The sequence below is a fragment of the Pedobacter sp. 01T416_2 genome, assembly GCF_056398925.1.
Window position 1 is genome coordinate 1 of the sequence record NZ_JBFTQI010000666.1, and the last position, 3,319, is coordinate 3,319.

Annotated in this window: 2 protein-coding genes and 2 tRNA genes; 1 reads left to right on the plus strand and 3 read right to left on the minus strand. The window is 38.0% G+C overall.

Translation table 11 applies throughout. From position 1 onward, the window contains the following. Window positions 1-403 precede the first annotated feature (403 nt). Window positions 404-487, minus strand: a tRNA-Leu gene (locus AC1DPQ_RS22090). A 70-nt stretch (window positions 488-557) separates the two neighbouring features. After that, window positions 558-630: transfer RNA gene (locus AC1DPQ_RS22095), tRNA-Gly, on the minus strand. A gap of 293 nt (window positions 631-923) precedes the next feature. On the opposite strand from AC1DPQ_RS22095, the gene AC1DPQ_RS22100 reads away from it, so the two are divergent. Next, window positions 924-1,643, plus strand: coding sequence for a M15 family metallopeptidase (locus AC1DPQ_RS22100; protein WP_477584793.1), 720 nt, complete (start codon window positions 924-926; stop codon window positions 1,641-1,643). Window positions 1,644-1,930: 287 nt separating this feature from the next. Here the strand turns inward: AC1DPQ_RS22100 and AC1DPQ_RS22105 are convergent, their stop codons facing one another. Continuing rightward, window positions 1,931-3,055 (minus strand): pectate lyase family protein, encoded by a 1,125-nt coding sequence (locus tag AC1DPQ_RS22105; protein ID WP_477610887.1) that lies wholly within the window; start codon window positions 3,053-3,055, stop codon window positions 1,931-1,933. Between the last annotated feature and the right edge of the window lie 264 nt (window positions 3,056-3,319).

The following is a 3,319-nucleotide window of genomic DNA, read 5'->3' on the forward strand; positions in this document are numbered from 1 at the left end:
GAGTTAATTTTCAGATAGGTGCACTTTTTATACAGCCAGAAAGCACATTCCTAAAATTTTATTAAAAAGGAAATAATCATGGAACCCAAATAATATGAAAAATGAAATTTCAAGAGAAAAAAATGTCAATCAAACGAGCAACATCTATTCTTGCGAAGAATAATATTATTGTTGATGAATACGAAGCGAATGCTATTCTAAATTTTTTGTATTTGATAGCTAGAAACTGTCAAAAATATAGCGTAAACCTTTCGGGAGCATTGAACACTCAAAATGTAACTAGATAGTGTTGCAATAAATTCTACTAATGTAGAATACTTAGGTCTTGTTTTTTAAAAGTTTGCAATTCAGGCATTTAGGTTCATAAAAAAAGGAAACAGAACATGTAGTTCGTTTCCTTAAGTACTCGGGGCGGGAATCGAACCCGCACGCCTTTGAAAGCACAGGATTTTAAGTCCTGCGTGTCTACCAGTTCCACCACCCGAGCATTAGCCTGTTCCGAAATCCTTCGGTAGGTTAACTTTAAAATAAATGCCTTCTGGTAGGAAGGCATTTAGAGCGAAAGACGAGATTCGAACTCGCGACCCCGACCTTGGCAAGGTCGTGCTCTACCAACTGAGCTACTTTCGCAAATTAATACATAGTGTTGTATTCCTTTGGGGTTGCAAATATAGGAATTAAAGTTTTTAAAGCAAAAAAATAAAATAAATTTTTAGGATGAAATTCTTAATGCTTAAAAATCAGCGCGGTAAATTTCTTGAAATTAGGATTTATAAGGTTTTTTGTTGTTCTGGAGCTTAATGTAGGCCTTCTCGGATGTAGAACTTTTCAAGTTTATGTTTGTTACCTAATGGATTATCTATTCTAATAGCGTTTGTAATCGTTGCTTGTGCCAAAGTAAAAAGGTTTATAAACTTTAATATATGGATAAATTAAGCCAAACCAGAATTCAATTATTACACCCTGATTTAAGGGCTTTAGCAACAGAGACTTTTTCTAAAGCCGAATTAAARTTAACGGGTAGGGCACAAGCCAGAATAACTGCTACTTTGCGCACGTTTGAGGAGCAAGATGCTTTATATAAATTGGGCCGGACTGTGGTTAACCCTGATGGCAAATCGAAAAGTAAGCCGATGGGAAATATTGTGACTAATGCAAAGGCAGGTCAATCGATACATAATTATGGTTTAGCGATGGATTTTGTGCTGCTTATAGATGGTAAGGAAACTTCGTGGAATATGGTTAAAGATTTCGACGAAGATGATATTGCCGATTGGACAGAAGTAGTTGCCGTTTTTAAGGCCAACGGCTGGGAGTGGGGAGGTGATTGGAAGAGTTTTAAAGATCCACCACATTTTCAATTCGATTTTGGTTATACCTGGCAACAATTGCAGGCCAAATGGAATATTGGCGATCAAAAAAATGGTTATGTCAATTTAAAAAGAGCTGCGCTAAACGTAGCCAACCTCTACAGGGCAAAAGCAGCTTTAAACCTTAGAACAGGACCATCTATTACTTCGAGAAAGAAAAAAGTTATTTTAAAAGGCGATTATCTTAGCGAAATTTCGAGAGAAGGCGAATGGAGTAATGTGGTTTTTGAAGGCATTAAAGGATATGTTAATAATAGATATCTGGTTAAATGATCAAAACGTAGAACATTAAATAAATTAAACCGCTAATCTATATTCTGGAAATTATTTCCAAATCAACTTTTACCATGCTTTTATTCTAAAATTCTTAATTAAATGTAATATCGTCAAATGGTTTTACCAGCGGTTCTGCCCTGGTATCATTAGAGGGGATGAATAAAACCAAGGTTGGAAGCATGAAAGATCCATCCTTGGTTTTGTTTTAGGATATTAATCAACTTAAATTAACCGTTTGTACATGCTACTGTCAAGTCCCTGTTTTTACTTAAATGATGTATGGACTATAGAGATGTACAGGTATTACCCGAAAGTGTAGCCCCTGCGCCATTGGAAGCTGTAACATTTGCTTTTACTGTTGAAGCATTAAGCACAGTAAGGCTGTAAGGCGGAGTGAAAGCCGTTACACCATTACCTGTAGTATTTCCGGTGACAGCGGTAAATATATTGTTTTTCACCTGAAGCGCTGTTGCACTGTTGTTCATCAGATCGATCGGGATCTTAACATTTTCGAATACATTCGACTCGATCAACAGATTTGATTCGAAACCAGCCTGGATACAGTTTTTGCTTGCCGTGCTGTTAAAGTAGTTGTTCACTAGATGTACCTTGCCAAACCTTACTCTTGGCATCCTGCCAACGCAGCCCTGGGCCCACCAGCAGCGTACAAAAGTAATACGGAAATGCCCCCTGTCCGAAGTAACATCATCACCTGAGCCAATCAGGTTAGAAAAGCGATGATCATCTGATCCCCCTGGGCCACCTGCTCTTGGTGCTTTCAGATAGGTGAATTTACAGTAGGAAACTGTAATGAAATCGGAAGCAGCCTTGATGTCAAAGTTTCCGTCAACGCCGTCTCTGAATTCACAGTGGTCTACCCAAACATTGGTAGAAGCATCTAAGGTAACATTATCCCAGCCGTCAACATCGTAAGCGCCCGGACCTTCAAAAATCAGGTTCCGGATAATTATGTTTTTGCATCTTTTTACATACATTATCCCTGAGCCGGCCTTGGTCTGATCAGCTGAAACGATCTTTGCACTAGTAGACCCAAAGAGCGTTTTTCCGGTCTGGTCCTGAAAGGAAATCCTTCCGCCAGAAGGTACTGTTATTGTGCCATTGACCTGGATTACCTTGATTGCTGTATTTTCTATTGCCGACTTTAACGATGCATAATTTGTAACCACCGTGGAGCTGACTTCTCCACCGCCGGTAGTGCCGCCGTTTTGCGATGCCCAGGCTTTGGCATAACATATAGCTTCGGTTGTTGCAAGGTTCGGAATGGTTTGGTCGGTTGAAAGTGATGTGTTATTAGTTTCGTCAGTCAGTTGAGCCGACTTTTCGCAGCTGAACATCAGCATAGGGATGCTAATAGCCATTAAATAATGGCATAGATTTTTGTTTCTCATTTTTGGTTTTTTTTGGTTAGAATTTTTTACAACAGGGCAGAAGTTTTTTTAAGCACATTTGGTTAATATTCGGTTGTTGTATTATTTAAGTTACATAATGTATATGTTTAATTAGTGTTTTTATGTCTAAATATTTGTGCAATCGTTCCCGTTATCGTTTGCGTAATGCTGTATCTATTGATTTTTACCATTAATACATCAAAAAAAGATTGATTTCCATTGAACGGCCGCATAAAAAATTATATTCTTGGCCATTATTTATAT